17 protein-coding genes, 2 tRNA genes and 1 pseudogene are annotated in these 19,548 nt (G+C 68.1%); 11 read left to right on the forward strand and 9 right to left on the reverse strand.

Annotation, left to right across the window (positions count from 1 at the left end; translation table 11 throughout):
* Window positions 1-26: 26 nt before the first annotated feature.
* Both pnp and rpsO read right to left on the reverse strand, forming a co-directional pair.
* Window positions 27-2,261, reverse strand: coding sequence for a polyribonucleotide nucleotidyltransferase (gene pnp / locus IDM45_RS09505; RefSeq protein ID WP_209422627.1), 2,235 nt, complete (start codon window positions 2,259-2,261; stop codon window positions 27-29).
* 239 nt (window positions 2,262-2,500) lie between these two features.
* A complete protein-coding gene (gene rpsO / locus IDM45_RS09510; protein WP_019373299.1) occupies window positions 2,501-2,767 on the reverse strand; it encodes a 30S ribosomal protein S15 in 267 nt (88 codons plus the stop codon).
* Between the two features lie 307 nt (window positions 2,768-3,074).
* Between rpsO and IDM45_RS09515 the strand changes: the two genes are divergently transcribed.
* From IDM45_RS09515 to greB, 3 genes are all read left to right on the forward strand, one after another.
* Window positions 3,075-3,353 (forward strand): hypothetical protein, encoded by a 279-nt coding sequence (locus tag IDM45_RS09515; protein ID WP_209424197.1) that lies wholly within the window; start codon window positions 3,075-3,077, stop codon window positions 3,351-3,353.
* A gap of 173 nt (window positions 3,354-3,526) precedes the next feature.
* Window positions 3,527-3,603 (forward strand) — tRNA-Arg (locus IDM45_RS09520).
* 75 nt (window positions 3,604-3,678) lie between these two features.
* A complete protein-coding gene (greB, locus tag IDM45_RS09525) occupies window positions 3,679-4,272 on the forward strand; it encodes a transcription elongation factor GreB (protein WP_209422628.1) in 594 nt (197 codons plus the stop codon).
* Here the strand turns inward: greB and IDM45_RS09530 are convergent.
* From IDM45_RS09530 to IDM45_RS09545, 4 genes and pseudogenes are all read right to left on the reverse strand, one after another.
* Window positions 4,260-6,545: a RelA/SpoT family protein gene (locus IDM45_RS09530; RefSeq protein ID WP_209422629.1), complete on the reverse strand. Its 2,286-nt coding sequence runs from the start codon at window positions 6,543-6,545 to the stop codon at window positions 4,260-4,262. The two genes, greB and IDM45_RS09530, sit on opposite strands and share 13 nt — an antisense overlap.
* A 118-nt stretch (window positions 6,546-6,663) precedes the next feature.
* Window positions 6,664-6,867 carry a DNA-directed RNA polymerase subunit omega gene (rpoZ, locus tag IDM45_RS09535; protein ID WP_106684539.1) on the reverse strand — a complete coding sequence of 68 codons (204 nt, stop codon included), beginning with the start codon at window positions 6,865-6,867 and terminating at the stop codon, window positions 6,664-6,666.
* A 35-nt stretch (window positions 6,868-6,902) separates the two neighbouring features.
* Window positions 6,903-7,520, reverse strand: a pseudogene (gene gmk, locus IDM45_RS09540) (guanylate kinase); the annotation flags it as partial.
* 47 nt (window positions 7,521-7,567) lie between these two features.
* Window positions 7,568-8,461 carry a YicC/YloC family endoribonuclease gene (locus IDM45_RS09545; protein ID WP_408631676.1) on the reverse strand — a complete coding sequence of 298 codons (894 nt, stop codon included), beginning with the start codon at window positions 8,459-8,461 and terminating at the stop codon, window positions 7,568-7,570.
* A 117-nt stretch (window positions 8,462-8,578) separates the two neighbouring features.
* Between IDM45_RS09545 and IDM45_RS09550 the strand changes: the two genes are divergently transcribed.
* The 5 genes from IDM45_RS09550 to hemW all read left to right on the forward strand — a co-directional run bounded on the left by IDM45_RS09550 (window position 8,579) and on the right by hemW (window position 13,331).
* A complete protein-coding gene (locus IDM45_RS09550) occupies window positions 8,579-9,595 on the forward strand; it encodes a serine/threonine protein kinase (protein ID WP_209422632.1) in 1,017 nt (338 codons plus the stop codon).
* Complete coding sequence (locus IDM45_RS09555; RefSeq protein ID WP_209422633.1) at window positions 9,592-10,497, forward strand: PP2C family protein-serine/threonine phosphatase; 906 nt, start codon at window positions 9,592-9,594, stop codon at window positions 10,495-10,497. The genes IDM45_RS09550 and IDM45_RS09555 overlap by 4 nt, the downstream gene beginning before the upstream one ends.
* Before the next feature lie 69 nt (window positions 10,498-10,566).
* A complete protein-coding gene (rph, locus tag IDM45_RS09560) occupies window positions 10,567-11,319 on the forward strand; it encodes a ribonuclease PH (protein ID WP_209422634.1) in 753 nt (250 codons plus the stop codon).
* 57 nt (window positions 11,320-11,376) lie between these two features.
* Window positions 11,377-11,976 (forward strand): RdgB/HAM1 family non-canonical purine NTP pyrophosphatase, encoded by a 600-nt coding sequence (rdgB, locus tag IDM45_RS09565; RefSeq protein ID WP_209422635.1) that lies wholly within the window; start codon window positions 11,377-11,379, stop codon window positions 11,974-11,976.
* Between the two features lie 113 nt (window positions 11,977-12,089).
* A complete protein-coding gene (hemW, locus tag IDM45_RS09570) occupies window positions 12,090-13,331 on the forward strand; it encodes a radical SAM family heme chaperone HemW (protein ID WP_209422636.1) in 1,242 nt (413 codons plus the stop codon).
* A gap of 45 nt (window positions 13,332-13,376) precedes the next feature.
* On the opposite strand, the gene IDM45_RS17940 is transcribed toward hemW, so the two are convergent.
* From IDM45_RS17940 to hrcA, 3 genes are all read right to left on the reverse strand, one after another.
* Window positions 13,377-14,741, reverse strand: a complete 1,365-nt coding sequence (locus IDM45_RS17940) for an SPOR domain-containing protein (RefSeq protein ID WP_209422637.1) — start codon at window positions 14,739-14,741, stop codon at window positions 13,377-13,379.
* 113 nt (window positions 14,742-14,854) lie between these two features.
* Window positions 14,855-14,931, reverse strand: a tRNA-Ile gene (locus tag IDM45_RS09580).
* 71 nt (window positions 14,932-15,002) lie between these two features.
* Complete coding sequence (gene hrcA, locus IDM45_RS09585) at window positions 15,003-16,016, reverse strand: heat-inducible transcriptional repressor HrcA (protein ID WP_209422638.1); 1,014 nt, start codon at window positions 16,014-16,016, stop codon at window positions 15,003-15,005.
* 31 nt (window positions 16,017-16,047) lie between these two features.
* On the opposite strand from hrcA, the gene IDM45_RS09590 reads away from it, so the two are divergent.
* The 3 genes from IDM45_RS09590 to rapZ are packed head-to-tail and all read left to right on the forward strand — an operon-like array spanning window position 16,048 to window position 19,513.
* Window positions 16,048-16,944 carry an NAD kinase gene (locus IDM45_RS09590; protein WP_209422639.1) on the forward strand — a complete coding sequence of 299 codons (897 nt, stop codon included), beginning with the start codon at window positions 16,048-16,050 and terminating at the stop codon, window positions 16,942-16,944.
* A gap of 2 nt (window positions 16,945-16,946) precedes the next feature.
* Window positions 16,947-18,653, forward strand: a complete 1,707-nt coding sequence (recN, locus tag IDM45_RS09595; protein ID WP_209422640.1) for a DNA repair protein RecN — start codon at window positions 16,947-16,949, stop codon at window positions 18,651-18,653.
* Window positions 18,650-19,513, forward strand: coding sequence for an RNase adapter RapZ (gene rapZ, locus IDM45_RS09600; protein WP_209422641.1), 864 nt, complete (start codon window positions 18,650-18,652; stop codon window positions 19,511-19,513). Before recN ends, rapZ begins: the two co-directional genes overlap by 4 nt.
* Window positions 19,514-19,548 lie beyond the last annotated feature (35 nt).

A 19,548-nucleotide genomic window follows, 5' to 3' on the forward strand; every position in this document is an offset into this window, starting at 1 on the left:
GTTGACAGCTCTTTTATTGATAGCAATCAGGCATCTGCGGAACCGGCTGCGTCCTGGCCATTGCTGTCACGGCGCTCATCGCGACGGTCATCGCGGCGGTCGTCGCGACGCTCGCGACGCTCGCCCCGATCGTGGCGCTCACCGCGCTCGGGACGCTCCATGCCGGCAGGGCGCTCGGTCAGCGCCTTGAGCGACAGCTTGACGCGGCCCTTCTCGTCCGTCTCCAGCACCTTGACGCGCACGACCTGGCCTTCCTTGAGGTAGTCGTTCACGTTCTCCACGCGCTCGTGGGCGATCTGGCTGATGTGCAACAGGCCGTCCTTGCCGGGCAGCAGGTTGATGAGGGCGCCGAAGTCCAGGATCTTGGTGACCGGGCCTTCGTAGATCTTGCCGACCTCGACCTCTGCCGTCAGCTCCTCAATGCGGCGGCGCGCCTCGTCGGCACGCGCTGCCTCGGTGGCGGCGATGGTGATGGTGCCGTCCTCCTCGATGTTGATCTGCGTGCCGGTCTCCTCGGTGAGCTGGCGGATGGTGGCGCCGCCCTTGCCGATCACGTCGCGGATCTTCTCGGGGTTGATCTTCATGGTGTAGAGCTTGGGCGCGAAGCTGGAGATCTCCGTGCGTGCCTCGCCCATGGCTTCCTGCATCTTGGCCAGGATGTGCATACGCGCTTCCTTGGCCTGGGCCAGGGCGACTTCCATGATCTCGCGCGTGATGCCCTGGATCTTGATGTCCATCTGCAGCGCCGTGATGCCGCCCGTGGTGCCGGCGACCTTGAAGTCCATGTCGCCCAGGTGATCCTCATCGCCCAGGATGTCGGTCAGCACGGCAAAGCGGTTGCCGTCCTTGATCAGGCCCATGGCGATGCCGGCCACGTGCGCCTTCATGGGCACGCCGGCGTCCATCAGCGACAGGCAGCCGCCGCAGACCGAGGCCATGGAGGACGAGCCGTTGGATTCGGTGATCTCGGACACCACGCGGATGGTGTAGGGGAACTCGTCCTTGGAAGGCAGCGCGGCGATCAGCGCGCGCTTGGCCAGGCGGCCGTGGCCGATCTCGCGGCGCTTGGTCGAGCCCATGCGGCCCACTTCGCCGGTGGCAAAGGGCGGCATGTTGTAGTGGAACAGGAAGCGATCCTCGAACTCGCCGGCCAGCGCATCAATGCGCTGCGCGTCGCGCTCCGTGCCCAGCGTGGTCACCACCAGCGCCTGCGTCTCGCCGCGCGTGAACAGGGCCGAGCCGTGCGTGCGCGGCAGCAGCGAGCTGCGGATCTCGATGGGGCGCACGGTGCGCGTGTCGCGGCCATCGATGCGCGGCTCGCCGGCCAGGATCTGGCTGCGCACGATCTGCGCCTCGATGTCGAACAGGAGGGCTTCGACCTTCACTTGATCGAACTCGGCGCCCTCGTCTTTGAGGCTTTGCAGCACAGAGGCTGAGGCCTCGCGCAGCGCCTGGGTGCGCGCCTGCTTGCTGCGGATCTGGTAGGCGGCGCGCAGTTTTTCTTCGGCCAGCTGGGTGACCTTGGCAATGAAGGCCTCGTCCTTGGCCGGGGCCTGCCAATCCCACACCGGTTTGCCGGCATCACGCACCAGCTCATGGATGGCCTCGATGGCCACGCGGCCCTGCTCGTGGCCGAAGACCACGGCGCCCAGCATCACGTCCTCGGGCAGCTGCTCGGCCTCGGACTCGACCATCAGCACGGCGGCTTCGGTGCCGGCAACGACCAGATCCAGGCTGGAATTCTTGCGCTCGGTCTGGCCGGGGTTGAGCACGTATTCACCGTTGACATAGCCCACGCGCGCGGCGCCGATAGGGCCATTGAACGGGATGCCCGACACGGACAGGGCGGCGCTCACGGCGAGCATGGCAGCGATGTCGGCGTCCACCTCCGGGTTCAGCGAGATGGTGTGGATGACCACATGCACCTCGTTGTAGAAGCCCTCGGGAAACAGCGGGCGGATCGGGCGGTCGATCAGGCGGCTGGTGAGTGTCTCCAGCTCGCTGGGTTTGGCTTCGCGCTTGAAGAAGCTGCCGGGGATCTTGCCAGCGGCGTAGGTCTTCTCGATGTAGTCCACCGTCAGCGGGAAGAAGTCCTGCCCCGGCTTGGCACTCTTGGATGCGACCACGGTGGCCAGCACCACGGTGTCGTCGATGTTGACGAGGACGGCGCCGCTGGCCTGGCGGGCGATCTCGCCGGTCTCCATGGTGACCGTGTGCTGGCCCCACTGGAAGGTCTTGGTGACTTTGTTGAACATCGTCATGGTTTGCTCCTGAAAAAATAGCTGCTCGCGCTTGAGCAGCAAGCTTTTGGAGGTCAAACAGACCGCGATGCCATTCCAGGCAAGCGCTGGCAGCTATTAAAAAAGTAGCTACATGACTTCAGCACTGGCTTGGAATGACACAGCTTCGCTCTGTCTGACGGGTCTCCAAAGGGGATGGGTGAAGTAAAAAACGCCTGAGCCGGTGCATCCAACTCAGGCGTTGCGGGCGAAGGCGCTGCTTACTTGCGCAGGCCCAGCTTGGCGATCAGGGCCGTGTAGCGCTCGGCGTCCTTGGCCTTGAGGTAGTCCAGCAGCTTGCGGCGGCGGCTGACCATGCGCAGCAGGCCGCGGCGACCGTGGTGATCCTTGGCGTGCTGCTTGAAGTGGGGGGTCAGCTCGTTGATGCGCGCCGTGAGCAGGGCGACCTGCACTTCGGGGCTGCCGGTATCGTTGGCAGCGCGCTGGTTGGCCTTGACGACTTCGGCCTTGACGGAGGATGCGATCATGAAAATTTCCTGAGTGGCCGGGCGGTGGCCTGGGCGGCGAGGAGGTATGGAATGCACGCTCTTGCCGCCAAAGAAGCCAGGCACCGCAGCCTGGTTGTGACTTGCGCCGGCCACTGGAAAGGCCGCCGGCGTGCGTCTTGCACTATGCAAAACCGCACGATTATATCCCGCCGGGCTTTTTTCCGGCATCCGCAGCGACGCCGATTGCCCTGCTGCGGCAAGGGTGGCGATGATGCCCGTCGCTGCGCCCCGCCCAGCCCGCCGCCCCTGTCGGGCCTTGCCCTTGTTCGATCACGAGGACTCCGCCATGCCTGCCCTGCCTGCATCCGCCCCTCGGCTGCCACGCCGCGCTGCCCTGGGCCTGGCCCTGTCCCTGACGGCAGCCAGTCTTGTCGCCCTGACTCCCACCCCAGCCTGGGCCGGGAAGAAATCGGGTAAATCGGGCGGCAAGGGCAAGAAATCCGGCGGCAAGGCCGGCCCGCCGCGCAGCAGCTCCGAAGAAACCCGTGCCGAGCGCGAGCGCCGGCTGGCGCGCGAATGCCGCACCATGCCCAACTCCGGCGCCTGCCTGGGCTATGGACGTTAAGCGATGGGCGATGCACGCCGGGTATTTTTCTCGCAACTTGCTGCGGACGGCCGAAAAAGCGCATTACAATTGCCCTCGTTGCTGCATTGCAGGCCGGTACAGACCACTGACCGACACCACAGGCAGCAATTTTTGAAAGACAGCCGATTTATCGTGCTAGAATTCAAAGCTTCGCGGCTGTAGCTCAGCTGGATAGAGTACTTGGCTACGAACCAAGGGGTCGTGGGTTCGATTCCTGCCAGCCGCGCCAAACGACAAGCCCTGAATCCGAAAGGATTCAGGGCTTTTTCGTTGGCTCCCAGCCAAAGCACGGCACTATCAGGCCATGAGCAAGGCCTTTACCCGCGAAGACGACGCGCCCGAGGACGACGATCCCGGCGCGGCACCCGCACCCGCCATCCCGGCGGGCAGCAAGAACTACATCAGCCCCCAGGGCTACGCCCGCCTGCGTGGCGAGCTGATGCAGCTCATCGACGAAGAGCGCCCCAAGGTCGTGGACATCGTGCATTGGGCCGCCAGCAACGGCGACCGTTCGGAAAACGGCGACTACCTGTATGGCAAGAAGCGCCTGCGCGAGATCGACCGGCGCATCCGCTTCCTGACCAAGCGGCTGGAGATCGCCGAGGTCGTCGATCCCTCGGTGCATCAAGGCAGCGACCAGGTGTTCTTCGGCGCCACTGTGACCTATGCCGACGATCTGGGCGAGGAGCGCACGGTGACCATCCTGGGTATCGATGAGGCCGACAACGCTCGCCAGCAGATCAGCTGGATTGCGCCCGTGGCACGCGCCCTGCTCAAGGCGCGCGAGGGCGATGAGGTGGCGCTGCAAACGCCTGCCGGCCTGCGTCGGCTGGAGGTGCTGCAGGTCAGCTATCGGTCGCCCGCGCAGCCGGGCGAGCCGGGCAATCAGTCCACCTGAGGCAGCACGCGCCAGGCGCGCAGCACCGACGAGGTGCGGCGCAGGTTGCGCAGCACCGCCTCGACGTGTGCCAGGTCGCGCACGGCGATCACGAAGCGCAGCTCGGTGGTGGCCATGGCGTCGTCCATGTCCACGCGCACGATGTCGGCCTCGGAGCTGGCCAGCTCCGAGGCGATGCGCGCCAGTACGCCCTTGCCGTTGTTCACCGTGACGTTGACGCCGGTCTCGAACAGCCGCGCCGGCTCGTCGGCCCAGTCCACGGCGATGAAGCGCTCGGCATCCTTGCGCTGCAGACGCTGGGCCACGCCGCAGCGTGCGTGATGCACCACCAGGCCCTCGCCTTTGCCCAGGTAGCCGACGATGGCGTCTCCCGGCACGGGCCGGCAGCAGCTAGCGTACTGCACCGGCGCACTCTCGCTGCCGTCCAGCGTGATGGCGCCCTGCGAGACGCTCTCGTGCGCGGCATAGCGCTCGCGGCTGAGCAGCACGGCATCGGGACGCTGGCCGCTTTCGGCTAGCAGGCCGACCAGGCGCTTGGCAATGATGCCGGCGATGCGCCGGCCCAGGCCGATGTCGGTCAGCAGTTCGGCTTGCGTGCGGCTGCCGGTGCTGCGCAGCAGCCTGTCCCACAACGCCGCATGGGCCTGTATGTCGGGCAGCTGTTCGATGCCTTCGGCGCGCAGCGCCTGGGCCAGCAGCTTTTCCCCCAGCCCGGCCGATTCGGTCTGCGCCATGCTCTTGAGGTAGTGGCGAATCTTGGAGCGCGCCCGCGCTGTGCGCACAAAACCCAGCCAGGCCGGGTTGGGCCGCGCGCCCTGGGTCGTGACCACCTCGACCACGTCGCCGTTCTTCAGCTCGGTGCGCAGCGGCACCTGCTCGTTGTTGACGCGCGCGCCCACGGTGCGGTCGCCCACGTCGCTGTGGATGGCATAGGCAAAATCCACCACCGTGGCGCCATTGGGCAGCGCCATGATCTGGCTGCGCGGGGTGAAGACATAGACCGCATCGGGAAACAGATCGACCTTGACGTGATCCCAGAACTCGGCGGCGTCGCGCGTCTCGTTCTGTATGTCCAGAAGCGACTGCAGCCATTGCGTGTCCATGCGCTCGGCATTCTCGCCCTCGGCCCGGCGCGCCTTGTACAGCCAATGCGCGGCCACGCCAGCCTCGGCGACGATGTGCATCTCCTCGGTGCGGAGTTGGAAGTCCACGTTCAGGCCCGCCGGGCCGACCAGCGTGGTGTGCAGCGACTGGTAGCCATTGAGCTTGGCAATGGCGATGTGATCCTTGAACTTGCCCGGCACCGGCTTGAAGGCCTGATGCAACACGCCCAGCGCCGTGTAGCAGTCCAGCACCGAACGCACCACCACGCGAAAGCCGTACAGGTCGCTGACCTGGGCAAAGCTCAGGTGCTGCTCGGTCATCTTCTGGTAGATGGCGTAGAGCGTCTTCTCGCGCCCGGACACGCGCGCCGGCAGGCCAGCGCGCACGAAGGCCGCATCGACTTCGCCCTGCATCTTCTGTACCGCCTCGCGGCTGCGGTTGCGGCTGCGCGCCACTGCCTTGGACAGGGTTTCGTAGCGCCACGGGTGCAGGTGGCGAAACGACAGATCCTGCAGCTCGCGATAAGTCTGGTTCAGGCCCAGGCGATGGGCGATCGGGGCATAGACCTCCAGCGTCTCGGACGAGATGCGCCGCCATTTGGAGCGCGGCATGTCCGACAGCGTGCGCATGTTGTGCGTGCGATCGGCCAGCTTGATCAGGATGACGCGCACATCGCGCGCCATGGCCAGCAGCATCTTGCGAAACGACTCGGCCTGGTTTTCCTCGCGCGTGTTGAACTGCAGCTTGTCCAGCTTGGTCAGGCCATCGACCAGCTCGGCCACCGGCGCGCCGAAGCGCTCGGCCAGATCGGCCTTGGTGATGCCGCAGTCCTCCATGGCATCGTGCAGCAGCGCCGCCATGAGCGCCTGGACATCGAGCTTCCAGACCGCGCACAGGGCAGTGACCGCGATTGGATGGGTGATGTAGGGTTCGCCGCTGCTGCGCCACTGGCCCTGGTGGGCCTGCTCGGCATAGCGAAAGGCGTGCTGCACCTGCTCGGTCTGCGCTTCGTCCAGATAGTCAAGCTTGTCCAGCAGGGCGGCAAAGCTGGCCTGCGTGACTCTGGCCGCCTCTGCAGCATCCAGGTGCTCCGCTTCCCCCGGGCCGGGCGTAGCGGGGCGCGAGGCGGCTGGGTCGCTGGTCAATGCTGCAGAAAAAAAGGAAGCCATAGCCGGTCAACTATAGCGCTGCAGGAAAACGTATGCGCACCAACACCATCTGGAGCCGCAAAAACAAAAGCACCGCCAGGCGGTGCTTCGTGCTTGGGGCAACAGACGGGCAGGCGTATCAGCCGGGCACCTTCTTGAGCATTTCCAGGCCGACCTTGCCGGCGGCGATCTCGCGCAGCGCCGTCACGGCGGGCTTGTTGCGGCTTTCGATGCGCGGCGTATGGCCCTGGCTCAACATGCGGGCGCGATAGGTGGCAGCCAGCACCAGCTGGAAACGGTTGGGGATCTGCTCCAGGCAGTCTTCCACGGTAATGCGGGCCATGGTTTCTCCAGGGGATTGAGGGCGTCAGTTCGGGGGGGGATGTCGAGCGAGGCGAAGGTGTCGGCCCGGGCGCGGCACTGGGCGGGAACCTTCAGCCGCTGGGCGTGGACGATGGCTTTCAGGTCGAAAAGCGCTCGCTCAAAAACTTCGTTGATTATAACGAAGTCGAATTTCCCGACCTGGGCCATTTCCTGGCGCGCGTTGGTCAGGCGCAGCTCGATGATTTCGGGGCTGTCCTCGCCGCGGCGCTCCAGGCGCGAGCGCAGCTCCTCCCAGCTCGGCGGCAGGATGAAGACCAGCACGGCGTCGGCAAAGCTCTGGCGGATCTGCAGCGCGCCCTGGTAGTCGATCTCCAGCACCACGTCGGCGCCCGAGGCGACGCGCTCCTCGATGGCGCGGCGCGAGGTGCCGTAGCGCCGCCCATGCACGTTGGCCCACTCGACGAAGCCATTGGCCGCGACCATGGCGTCGAATTCCTGCTCGGAGGCGAAGAAATATTCACGCCCGTGCTTTTCCTGGCCGCGCGGCGCGCGCGTGGTGTGCGAGACCGAGGGCTGGACGTGCGAGTCCACCTCCATCAAGGCCTTGACGAGGCTGGACTTGCCGGCCCCGCTGGGGGCCGAGACGACAAAGAGATTTCCGGGATAAGCCATATGGGTCAAGCGGCAGGCGCTATCAAAACAGGGTCATTCGAGCAGGATCATTCGAGGTTTTGCACCTGCTCGCGCATCTGCTCGATCAGCACCTTCATATCCACACTAATGCGTGTGAGTTCCATGGTGGCGGACTTGGAGCCCAGGGTGTTGGCCTCGCGGTGCAGCTCCTGGATCAGAAAATCCAGGCGCTTGCCGACCTCGCCGCCCTTGTCCAGCAGCTGGCCGATCTCGTCCACGTGGGCGACCAGCCGGGTCAGCTCCTCGGCCACGTCGATGCGGATGGCGAACGCCGTGGCCTCGGTCAGGGCGCGCTCCTGCGCCGCCTCGGGCACGGCGGCGCCCTCGGCTAGCTGCATGGCCTCGCGCCAGCGCTCCATGAAGCGCTGGCGCTGCTGCTGGGCCAGCAGCGGGATGAGCGGGCCAGCCTGGGCGGCCAGCGTGCGCAGCCCGGTCAGGCGCTCGCGCAGCGACTCGGCCAGGCGCTCGCCCTCGCGCTGGCGCGCCGCCAGGAACTCGGCCAGCGCCTGACGCGCCAGCTCCAGCAGCTGCGGGCCCCAGTCTTGCGGATCGGCGCTGGCGCCGGCGCTCAGGCGCAGCACGTCGGCCACACTCAGCGGCCGGGCGGTCGGCAGTTGTGCCTGCACGGTCTGCTGCACCGCCGCCAGGCGCTGCAGCATCTGCTGCGACGGCTGGGCCAGGGCGGCGGCGTCCGCACTGTCCACGAAGGCGCGCAGTTCGACCTTGCCGCGCTTCATGGCGCCCGTGAGCAGCGTGCGCAGGGCCGGCTCGTGCGTGCGCAGCTCCTCGGACAGGCGCAGCGTCAAGTCCAGGAAACGGCTGTTGACCGAGCGCAATTCCAGCCCCAGCCGGTACCCTTCGTGTCCCGGCGCGCCCTGCGGCGCCAGCACCGTGCGCTGCACGCTGGCGTAACCGGTCATGCTGTAAACTGCCATGAGACTTCTCTGCTGGTGGTGGCTGGTCGATGCAGGGCATCGTGCAAACCGGCGATTATCCGGCTTTCCCGCCGCAGCCTGCGCGCCTTTTGCTCCCGCTCCATGTCAAAAGTCAAACCGGCTCCCCTGCCTCCGGGCACCCAGATCGGCGGCTACCGCATCGTGCGCCGCCTGGCCTCGGGCGGCTTTGGCGTCGTCTATCTGGCGCTCGACCCCGAGGGCCAGCAAGTCGCCATCAAGGAATACATCCCGGCCTCGCTGGCCACACGCGAGGCCGGCGAGCTGCTGCCTCGGGTGGCACCGGAAAAACTCTCGCTGTACCGCCTGGGCCTCAAGAGCTTCTTCGAGGAAGGCCGCTCGCTGGCGCAGATCTCGCACGCCTCGGTGGTCAGCGTCTACAACTTTTTCCGCGAGAACGAGACCGTCTATATGGTGATGAACTACCTGGAGGGCGCCACGCTGCAGGACTTCATCATCACCGCACGCGACCTCAAGACGCAGAAGATCTTTCGCGAGTCCACCATCCGCTCGCTGTTCGACGAGGTGCTGCGCGGCCTGCGCATCGTGCATCAGCACAAGATGCTGCACCTGGACATCAAGCCGGCCAACATCTTCATCACCGACGACAACAAGGCCGTGATGATCGACTTCGGCGCTGCGCGCGAAGTGCTGTCCAAGGAAGGCAACTTCATCCGCCCGATGTACACGCCCGGCTTTGCCGCACCCGAGATGTACCGGCGCGACACGCAGATGGGGCCGTGGACGGACATCTACGCCATCGGCGCCTGCATCTATGCCTGCATGGCCGGCTTTCCTCCGCCCGAGGCGCCGCAACGCCAGGACAAGGACAGGTTGAGCACCGCCCTGGCCAAGCTGCGCGGGGTCTATTCGGACAACCTGATCGAAGTCGTCGAATGGTGCATGGCGCTCGACCCGATGACGCGCCCGCAGTCGGTCTTCACGCTGCAAAAGGAGCTTTCGCGCGAAGGCGAGCGCCGCTACACCAAGCTGTCGGTGGCGGAGAAGATGCGCCTGCAGCTCGACACCCTGGTGAGCGACACCAGAAAGAGCATCAACCGCGGTGGTGACGCTGGCGCCGCTGCCGCAAGGCCCAAATGAAGTTCTCCGTCTTCCAGATCAGCCGCCGCGGCGGGCGTGAAAAGAACGAAGACCGCATGGGCTACTGCTATACGCGCGCCGCCTGCCTGTTCGTGCTGGCCGACGGCATGGGCGGGCACCCACAGGGCGAGCTGGCCGCGCAGATCGCCGTGCAGACGGTCTCGGCGCTGTTCCAGCGCCAGGCCCGGCCGGCGCTGGCCGACGTGCAGGCCTTTCTGTCCTCGGCGCTGCTGGCCGCGCACCAGCAAATCCTGCGCCACGGCAACCAGCACGGGCTGCTGGACTCGCCGCGCACCACGCTGGTGCTGGCCGTGGTGCAGGACGGCATCGCGCGCTGGATCCACTGCGGCGACTCGCGCCTGTACCTGGTGCGCCACGGCGAGGTGCGCGTGCGCACCCGCGACCACTCCTACATCGAACTGCGCAACGCCGCCATCCCGGGACTGGAGCGCGTCAACCGCAACGTGCTGTTCACCTGCCTGGGCTCGCCCACGCGCCCGCTGTTCGACATCTCCAGCCCGATGGCGCTGGAGCAGGGCGACCGGCTGCTGCTGTGCTCGGACGGCCTGTGGAGCGCGCTCGACGACACCACCATCGCCCGGCAGCTGGGCCATAGCCCGGTGGCCCAGGCCGTGCCCGAACTGGTCGAGCAGGCGCTGCGCCGCGCCGGCCCGAGCAGCGACAACGTCACCGCCGTGGCCATGGAGTGGGAAACCCCCAGCGCCTTCGAGTCCACCCTGGGCATCTCCACCGAAGAATTCGGCGACGACGAGTTCTCCTCGACCATCCAGTGCGGGCCGCTCGATGGCCTGGCCGATGACCTGGACGACGAGGCTATCGAGCGCTCCATCGCCGAGATCAACGAAGCCATCCGCCGCTCGGCAGCGCGCCGGGCTTCGTGACCGCCAGGCTGGCGCCAGCAGACACCAGACGGCGCCCAGGCCGCACCGCCCCGAAGAAAGCCCCGCCCCATGACCCCTGCCCCAGCTCCCTTTGCGCGCAGCGCCGGTCGCGCCGCCGATGCCCTGCGCGCCGTGCGCCTGACACGCGGCTACACCCTGCACGCCGAAGGTTCGGTGCTGGTCGAATTCGGTCGCACGCGCGTGCTGTGTACCGCCTCGGTCGAAGAAAAGGTACCGCCGCACCGCCGGGGCAGCGGCGGCGGCTGGGTCACCGCCGAATACGGCATGTTGCCGCGCGCCACGCACGCGCGCAGCGACCGCGAGGCCGCACGCGGCAAGCAAAGCGGGCGCACGCAGGAGATCCAGCGCCTGATCGGGCGCAGTCTGCGCGCCGTGTTCGATCTGCAGGCCCTGGGCGAGCGCACCATCACCCTGGACTGCGACGTGCTGCAGGCCGACGGCGGCACGCGCACCGCTGCCATCACCGGCGCCTGGGTCGCGGCACATGACGCCGTGAGCGCGCTGCTGGCCGCCGGCAAGCTGGCCGCCTCGCCCATCACCGACGCCGTGGCCGCCGTCTCCGTAGGCATGGTGCAGGGCGCGGCGCTGCTCGATCTGGACTACCCCGAGGACGTGGCCTGCGATACCGACATGAACGTGGTGATGACCGGCGCCGGGCACTACGTGGAAGTGCAAGGCACGGCCGAGGGCGCCGCCTTTGCCCGCCGCGAACTCGATGCGCTGCTGAACCTGGCCGAGGGCGGCATCACCCAATTGGTCGCACTGCAGCGCCAGGCACTCGTTGAAAAACTACTAATTTGATAGCTGCAACCGCTTGTCCCACAAGACTTTCAGCCCGATTTGACCATTATTTCAGATATGCAACTGGTACTCGCCTCCAACAACCGCGGCAAGCTCGCCGAGCTGCAGCAGCTGCTGGCTCCGCTGGGCGTGCAGCTCATCGCCCAGGCCGAGCTGGGCGTGGGCGAGGCCGAGGAGCCGTTTCACACCTTCGTCGAGAACGCCCTGGCCAAGGCGCGCTTTGCCGCCGCCCACACCGGCCTGCCGGCACTGGCCGACGACGCTGGCCTGTGCGTACACGCCTTCGGCGGCCTGCCCGGCGTGCAGACCGCCCACTACGCCACGCAGTTCGGCTACACCAAGGGCGATGCCAACAACGTGCGCGCGCTGCTGGAGCAGATGGCCGGCATCGACGACCGCCGCGCCGCCATGGTCAGCACCCTGGTGGCCGTGCGTAGCCCCGCCGATCCCGAGCCTTTGATCGCCGTAGGCCGCGTGGCCGGCAGCATTGCGCGCGCGCCGCGCGGCGCCGGCGGCTTCGGCTTCGACCCCATCATGGAGCTGCCCGCGCTGGGCCGCACCTTCGCCGAGCTGCCCGCCGAGCAGAAGAACGCCCTGAGCCACCGTGGCCGCGCCACGCGCCAGATGCTGGAGCTGATGCGCGAGAACTGGTTCTGACCCACCCTGCTTGCTCTCAAAAAAGATAGCTGCCAACGCTTGCTAGACAAGGGTTTTCAGGCAAAAAGACCCTTTTTTTATCTACCTTGAGCGTTCTGCACCATGATCGGCGCATGACCACCCTGCCCCTCCAGCCCGCCGCCCCTGCGGCCGCTCCGGTGCGCGATGTGCAGCACTACCTGCGCCCCGGCCTGCTGCAACTGAGCAGCCTGCCGCCGCTGTCGCTGTACGTCCACATCCCCTGGTGCCTGCGCAAGTGCCCGTACTGCGACTTCAACTCGCACGAGGCACGTGGCGGCAGCGAGCAACTGCCGGTGCAGCGCTACCTGGACGCGCTGACCGCCGACCTGGAGGCCACCCTGCCGCTGATCTGGGGCCGCACCGTACACAGCGTTTTCATCGGCGGCGGCACGCCCAGCCTGCTGGCGCCCGAGGCCATCGACCGGCTGCTGGCCGCCATCCGCGCGCGCCTGCTGCTGGAGCCGGGCAGCGAGATCACCCTGGAGGCCAACCCCGGCACCTTCGAGCGCGAGCGCTTTCGCGGCTACCGCAGCGCCGGCGTGACGCGGCTGTCCATCGGCGTGCAAAGCTTCAACGACGCGCACCTGTCCGCCCTGGGCCGGGTACACGACCGCGCGCAGGCCCTGGCCGCCGTGCAAGAGGCCGCCGAGGCCTTCGAGACCTTCAACCTGGATCTGATGTACGCCCTGCCCGGCCAGAGCCTGGCGCAGCTGGAGCAGGACGTGGCCACCGCCCTGGCGCACGCCCCGCCGCACCTGTCCATCTACCACCTGACCGTGGAGCCGAACACGTTTTTCGCCAAGCACCCGCCGCCCGGCCTGCCCGAAGACGACGAGGCCTACGCCATGCTCGACCGCATCACCGAGCTGACGGCAGCGGCGGGCCTGCGGCGCTATGAAATCTCGGCCTTCGCCCGGGCCGGGCATGAGAGTGTGCACAACCGCAACTACTGGCAGTTCGGCGACTACCTGGGCATTGGCGCGGGCGCGCACAGCAAGCTGAGCTTTGCCCACCGCATCGTGCGCCAGACGCGCTTTCGCGAGCCGCGCCGGTACATGGAGCAGGCGCTGGCCGGCCAGCCCATGGCGCAGGACGAGGACGTGCGCCGCGCCGACCTGCCATTCGAGTACATGCTCAACGCGCTGCGCCTGAAGGACGGCTTTGCCCTGGCCGACTTCAGCGCCAGCACCGGCCTGGCGGTCACCGCCATCGCACGCGGGCTGGAGCAGGCCGAGGCGCGCGGCCTGATCGAGCGCGACATGGAATACGTGCGGCCCACCGAACGCGGCTTCGACTTCCTGAGCGATCTGCAGGCGCTGTTCCTGCCCGATTGACGCACGAGCTGGTCGGCTGGCAGCCCTGGTTGCGCCTGTCGCGGGTCAATCAGCCGCCACTGCCGGCACGCCCTCCAGCCCCAGCTCACGCACGCGGGCGGCAGCCTCGTTGGCCTCGCTGGCCGTCTCGAACGGCCCGACACGCACGCGCTGCAGGCGCCGCCCACTCTTTTGGCGTATTTCCTGCGTCCTGGACGGCAGACCGGCCAGCAGCAACTGGGCATGGGCACGCTGGGCGTTGTCCCGGTTGGCGAAAGTGCCGACATTGATGTAGAGGCGCCGCTTTTGCGTGGCCGCCGCCTCGGCAGCCCCGGCCCGGGCGGCCTCGGCCTGTGCCGCCGGTGCTGCCGACGGCTCTTTTGCGGCTTCCGGGGTTGGCGCGGGCCTGCTGGCCTTTGCGGCTTTCGTGTCCTTGCCGGCCCTGGTGGCCTTTGCGGCCTTGGTGTCCTTGGTGTCCTTGGTGGGCTGTGCCGGTGGCGCAGACCGCGCCGGTGCTGCCGCTGGCGGGGCAGCCGAGGCTGCAGGGCGCGCACCCGGGGGAACAGCTGCAAGCGCCGCAGGAGCGATGGCTGGCGCGGCCGCGGTCTCTGGCGGCGCGGCCTCGGGCGCTGTGGCCGGCAGCGCCGCCGACGGTTCCGTATCCGACGATCCAGCAGCCGCTCCTGCCGCAGGTGCCGTCGCCGGCTCCGTGGCCGGTTCCATGGCTGTTTCGAGCGCTCGCTCGGTTGTTGGCTCCAGGGCGGGTGCCGGCGGCTGCGGCAAGGGTGCTGCTGCCGGGGCCAGCCCAGCTGGCTCGACTGGCTCATGCACCAGGCGATCCGGCCCCTGGTCGAGCACTGCATCGCCCATGGCCAGCCACAGGGCGGCCAGCGCCGCCAGTGCCAGCAGCGCAGCGCCGGCAGCGACGGCCAGCAGCCAGTTCTTCGTGGCTGCCTGACGCTCCAGCCGGGCCACGGCATCGCTGATGGTGGGTGCGGCATCCACGACCTGGGCAATCCGGCGGCGCACCTGGCGATACACCAGCACATCGCCATACAGGCCCGGCAGCACACAGGCCAGCAGGCCACCGGCCAGCAGCACCCCAGCCAGCACCGGCGCGGGCAGGCCGGCACCCACCCGCAGCAGCACCCAGCCGGCCAGCAGCAGCACGGCCAGGCCTGCCAGATACGCTCCCAGCTCCAGCCACAGGCGCCGGAACACCATCCAGGCCGGCGGGCAGACGGCGGCGGCCCAGTTCCAGCTGGGCAACAGGCGTCCGGTCGCGTCCAGGCGCGCAAAAGCGTTCAGATAGCGGTCTGCATTGACCGGCCCCAGCGCAGCCCGGTAGAGCTGCTGGCCCACATCGGCAACGCTGGCTTCGAGCTTGCTCAACTGCGGGTCGGCAGCGGATGAGGAGAGGTTCGCACTCATGCGGCGGATTCTGGCACGCTGCCTGACAGGTGTTGCCGGGTGTTGCGCCAGCGCCGTGCTTCGCGCAGCACCAGGGCCAGCCCCGAAGAACCGGCCCAAGTGCTTGATTTGATTGGTAGGGCGTGCAGGACTTGAACCTGCGACCAAGGGATTATGAGTCCCCTGCTCTGACCAACTGAGCTAACGCCCCGGGTGGGCCGGCAAGGCCCCGAATGGGCTGCGGCGGGCCGCCATTGTAGGGGCGCCGGGCCGGGCCAGGCGTCACTTGCGGTGGCTCAGCGCGTTGGAGACCAGCTTGGAGGTGATGTCCACGATCTGGATCATGCGGTCGTAGGCCATGCGTGTGGGGCCGATCACACCCAGCGTGCCCACCACCTGGCCATCGACCTCATACGGCGCGCTGACCACCGACAGCTCCTCGAACGGCACGACCTGGCTCTCGCCGCCGATGAAGATGCGCACCCCCTCGGCACGGCTGGAGATGTCCAGCAGGCGCAGGATCTGCGTTTTCTGCTCGAACAGGTCGAAGGCGCGGCGCAGGTTGTCCATGTCGCTGGAAAAATCGCTCACCGACAGCAAGTTGCGCTCGCCCGAGAACACCACTTCCTCCTGCGACTGGCTCATCTCGGTGCCGGCGCTCAGCGCCGCCTGCATCAGCGCGCCGATCTCGCCGCGCAGGCGCTCGACCTCGCCCTTGAGGCGCTCGCGCACCTGCTCCATGGCCAGGCCCGCGTAATTCGTGTTCAGGAAGTTGGCCGCCTCGACCAGCTGCGACTGCTCGTAGTCCACCTCGGTGAAGATGACGCGGTTTTGCACGTCGCCGTCGGGCGAGACGATGATGACCAGCAGGCGGCGCTCGGACAGGCGCAGGAATTCGATGTGCCGAAAGACCGAGGCGCGGCGCGGCGCCATGACCACGCCGACGAACTGCGACAGGTTGGACAGCAGCTGCGCGGCGTTGGCGATCACCTTTTGCGGCTGCTCGGGCATGAGCTGCAGCGCCGGCAGCTCGCCCTTGAACTCGCCCTTTTGCACGGTGAGCATGGTGTCCACGAATAGCCGATAGCCCCGGGCGGTGGGGATGCGCCCGGCGGAGGTGTGCGGGCTGGCGATCAGGCCGAGCTCTTCCAGGTCGGCCATGACGTTGCGGATGGTCGCCGGCGACAGCTCCAGCCCCGAGGCGCGCGAGAGCGTGCGCGAGCCCACTGGCTGGCCCTCAGCGATGTAGCGCTCCACCAGCGCCTTGAGCAACACCTTGGCACGATCGTCCAGCATCGGGGCATTTTAGTGATGTAATTTCCGGGCAATGAAGCCCATCTTCCGCCGCGTCGCCCTCATCGGCAAATACCAGCGCCCCGCCACCGGCCCTGCCGCCAGCGGCTCGCGCGAGATCATCGACTGCATCGCCCGCTTCGTCATCGCTCAGGGCTGCGAGCTGGCGCTGGAGGAGGAAACTGCAGCCCACCTGGAGTTGACCGACTACGCCACGCTGGATGTCGATGGCATTGGCCGCCAGTGCGACCTGTGCCTGGTAGTGGGCGGCGACGGCACCATGCTGGGCGTGGGCCGGCGCCTGGCCAGCTTCGGCACGCCGCTGGTAGGCATCAACCAGGGCCGGCTGGGCTTCATCACCGACATTCCGCTGGACAGCTACCAGGCGGCGCTGCAGCCCATCCTGCACGGCGAGTACGAGGAGGACGTGCGCCCGCTGATGCACGGCTGCGTCATGCGCGGCAGCGAGTGCGTGTTCGAGGCGCTGGCGCTCAACGACGTGGTGGTCAACCGCGGTTCGACCTCGGGCATGGTCGAGCTGCGCATCGAGGTCGATGACGTGTTCGTCGCCAATCAGCGCGCCGACGGCCTGATCGTCGCCTCGCCCACCGGCTCGACGGCCTATGCGCTGTCGGCGGGCGGGCCGCTCTTGCACCCGTCGATCCCCGGCTGGGTGCTGGTGCCGATCGCGCCGCACACCCTGTCCAACCGGCCCATCGTGCTGTCGGACGCCAACAAGGTGGCCATCGAGGTGGTGGGCGGACGCGACATCAGCGCCAGTTTCGACATGCAGTCGCTGGCCTCGCTGCAGCACGGCGACCGCATCTTGGTACACCGCTCGGCGCACCGGGTGTGCTTTCTGCACCCACGCGGCTGGAGCTATTTTTCCACCCTGCGCAAGAAGCTGCGCTGGAACGAGGGAGGTTCCTGACCATGGCCCTGAGGCGCATCACGCTCTCGGATTTCGTGATCGTGCGCGCGCTGGAGCTGGAGCTGCAACCCGGCTTCACCGTGCTCACCGGCGAGACTGGCGCCGGCAAGTCCATCCTGATCGACGCGCTGCAGCTGCTCCTGGGTGCGCGCGCCGACGCCGGCGTGGTGCGCGAGGGCGCGCAGCGCACCGACATCAGCGCCGAGTTCGACCCGGACAGCGCCGGTAGCGCCCAGGTGGTGGCCGACTGGCTGGAGGAGGCTGGCATCGAGGCGCAGGACACGCTGCTGCTGCGCCGCACGGTGGATGTGCAGGGCCGCAGCCGCGCCTGGATCAACGGCACGCCGGTGACGGCCACGCAGATGCGCGCCCTGGGCGTCTATCTGCTGGACATCCACGGCCAGCACGCCTGGCAGAGCCTGACCCGCCCGGATGCCGTGCGCGCCCTGCTGGACGCCTACGCCGGCGTGCAGACCGATGGCCTGCAGCCGCTGTGGAGCAACTGGCGCGAGGCTGGCCGGGCGCTGGAGCGCGCCCGCCAGGCGCAGGACACGCTGGCGCAGGAGCGCGAGCGCCTGCAGTGGCAGATCGGCGAGGTGGACAAGCTGCAGCCCGCCGAGGGCGAATGGGAAGAGCTCAACGCCCGGCACGCCCGCCTGTCCAACGCCCAGGCGCTGATCGACAGCGCCCAGGGCGCGCTGGCGCTGCTGCAGGGCGGCGAGGAAAGCGGCGACATGGCCAGCGCCGCCCTGAGCGCGCTGGCCCAGGCGCAGGAGCTGCTGCAGGGCTACGAGGACGTGGACGAAGCGTTTCGCGCCATGGGCGAGGTGCTGACCTCGTGCATCGCCCAGGCCAGCGACGTGGTGCATTCGCTGCAGGGCTATCTGCGCCATGCCGACCCCGACCCGCAGGAGCTGGCCCAGCTCGACGCGCGCCTGGCGCAGTGGCTGCACCTGGCGCGCCGCTACCGGCGCACGCCCGTGGAGCTGCCCCAGCTGCTGGCCGGCTGGCGCGAGGAGCTGCGCCGGCTGGACGACGCCGCCGACCTGCAGGCGCTCGAAGCCGCCGAGCAGCGCCACGCCAGCGCCTACGACAAGGCCGCACGCGCGCTGAGCGAGCGGCGTGCCAGGGCCGCGCCGCAGCTGAGCGCCGCCATCACCCAGGCCATGCAGGGTCTGGGCATGACCGGCGGGCGCTTCGAAGTGCAGCTCAGCGTCGCCGAACCCAGCCCGCAGGGTGTCGATCAGGTGGCCTTTCTGGTCAGCAGCCACCCCGGCATGACGGCGCGGCCCATTGGCCGGGTGGCATCGGGCGGCGAGCTGTCGCGCATCGCGCTGGCCATCTCGGTCACCACCAGCGAGCTGGGCGAGGCGCCGACGCTGATCTTCGACGAGGTGGACACTGGCGTGGGCGGCGCCGTGGCCGAGACCGTGGGCCGGCTGATGCAGCAGCTGGGCCATGCGCGCCAGGTGCTGGCCGTGACCCATCTACCCCAGGTTGCCGCCTGCGCCGACCAGCACCTGGTCGTCGCCAAGCACAAGGGCGCGCAGGAGACCACCAGCAGCGTACACAGCGCCAGCGGCGACGCGCGCGTGGCCGAGCTGGCGCGGATGCTGGGCGGGCAGCAGCAGTCGGCCACCACACTGGCCCACGCCCGCGAGATGCTCGAAGGCCGCTGCGGCGCCAGCACGACCAGGGCAGCGCCATGACGCTGGAGATCACCGTCATCACCGGTATGTCCGGCTCGGGCAAGTCCGTGGCCCTGCACGCGCTGGAGGACGCCGGCTACTACTGCGTGGACAACCTGCCGCCCGAGCTGCTGGGCGCCTTCGTGGCGCTGGAGCACGCGCGGCACGGGCACCGCGCCGCCGTGGCCATGGACGTGCGCAGCGCCACCGCCCTGCCCCTGGTGCCGCGCGAGCTGGCGCAGCTACGCCGCCAGGGCGTGGCCGTGCGCTCGCTGTTCCTGGACGCTTCCACCGACACGCTGCTGCGGCGCTTTTCCGAGACGCGGCGGCGCCACCCCTTGAGCTGCGAGACGCTGCAGGGCGGCCAGCAGGCACTGGAGCAGACCCTGGAGCTGGAGCGCGAGCTACTGGCCGAGCTGCGCGAACAGTCGCACGTCATCGACACCAGCCTGCTGCGCCCGGCGCAGTTGCTCGGATACGTGAAAAGCCTGCTGCCGGTGCCGCCCGACCGCCTCAGCCTGGTCTTTCAGTCCTTTGCCTTCAAGCGCGGCGTGCCTCTGGATGCGGACTATGTGTTCGACGTGCGCATGTTGCCCAACCCGCACTACGAGCCGCTGCTGCGTCCGCTCACCGGGCGCGACGAGCCGGTGGCGCACTACCTGCGCCAGCAGCCCGAGGTGCAACTGATGCTGGAGCACATCGGCCAGTTCCTCGACCAGTGGCTGCAGGCCATGGCGCGCAACCACCGCAGCTACGTCACCGTGGCCATCGGCTGCACGGGCGGGCAGCACCGCTCGGTCTATCTGGTCGAGCAACTGGTGCAGCGCTTTGCCGGACGCTGGAACACGCTGCGCCGGCACCGGGAGCTCGATGGGTTATAGAAGCGCCCGGAATCTCAAAATTGATAGCTGTCAGC

The organism is Melaminivora jejuensis (assembly GCF_017811175.1).
Classification (GTDB): domain Bacteria; phylum Pseudomonadota; class Gammaproteobacteria; order Burkholderiales; family Burkholderiaceae_C; genus Melaminivora; species Melaminivora jejuensis.